This is a genomic window from Bacteriovorax sp. DB6_IX (genome assembly GCF_000447775.1).
Lineage (GTDB): Bacteria > Bdellovibrionota > Bacteriovoracia > Bacteriovoracales > Bacteriovoracaceae > Halobacteriovorax_A.
On the sequence record NZ_AUNJ01000046.1, the window covers coordinates 1 to 242 of the forward strand.

Here is a 242-nt window from a genome sequence, read left to right on the forward strand (position 1 = left end):
TGAGGTCAAATCCAACGACGTGCCACCCGACAAAGAGATCGGGATCATAACTTGGAAAGTCCCTCAGAAATTTCACCAAGAGCTCTTTTTCAGTTCTAAAGAATTCCACATCTTCTTGGTCTTCTAGCTCTCCGACCATATAGACTTTCTTATATTCATTGCCATCACCTCTTTGATGAATACCAATTGAATAGAGATCATTTCCTAAGCTAGTTTCAATATCCAAAGACATAATTGAAAAA

Annotated in this window: 1 protein-coding gene; it reads right to left on the bottom strand. The window is 38.0% G+C overall.

The genetic code is table 11. The features are described 5' to 3' along the window. Positions 1 to 242: 3'-5' exonuclease (locus M901_RS01340; protein ID WP_034719443.1), on the bottom strand; the 242-nt coding region annotated here is incomplete at both ends.